Here is a 649-nt window from a genome sequence, read left to right as displayed (position 1 = left end):
GAGGAATCGCTATGAGCTACACCCATCTTACCACAGCCGAACGCGTGAAAATAGAGACCTATCTGGAGCTCGGGATGTCCATCCGGTCCATCGCGAGACGGCTCGGGCGACAGCCCTCGACCGTCTCGCGGGAGATCAGGAGGAACCCCGGGTACAAGTCGGAACGTGCACAGGAACGCTACGTGAGGGCGAAAGCGAACTGCGGCGCCAAGACGAAGCTCGACGAAACGATGCGTCGGACGATCATCAGGAAGCTGCGAGCGACCTGGTCCCCGGAACAGATCGTGGGGCGGCTCTTCGACGGAAGGATCGCCTTCTCGACCATCTATCGCTGGATCTACTCGGGGCTGATCGACGTGCCGACGACCGCGCTCCGCCAGAAAGGCAAGCGCCGGAAACCGGTGGAGACACGCGGGAGGTTCAACGTCGGGCTGTCCATCTCGAAACGGCCTTCGGAGGTCAGGGGGCGCCAAACGTTCGGGCACTGGGAGCTCGACACCGTCGTCTCCGGACGAGGGAAGTCGAAGGCCTGCGTCGCGACGTTCGTCGAGCGCAAGAGCCGGTTCTACCTCGCCCTGCCGATCGCGGACCGTAGCGCGGCCTCGATGGAGGGGGCGATCCACACGGTCCACGCCGCCTTCCCGGAGGG

General features: G+C 64.4%; 1 protein-coding gene. It reads left to right on the top strand.

Annotated features, from left to right (window positions below; all coding sequences use genetic code 11):
- Positions 1-11: 11 nt before the first annotated feature.
- A partial coding sequence (locus tag KNP74_RS14850; protein ID WP_214764708.1) for an IS30 family transposase occupies positions 12-649 on the top strand: 638 nt, incomplete at its 3' end.

Source organism: Exiguobacterium sp. s141, assembly GCF_018618085.1.
In the GTDB taxonomy this organism is placed as follows: Bacteria; Bacillota; Bacilli; order Exiguobacteriales; family Exiguobacteriaceae; genus Exiguobacterium; species Exiguobacterium mexicanum_A.
This window is presented reverse-complemented; position numbering and strand designations above follow the sequence as displayed.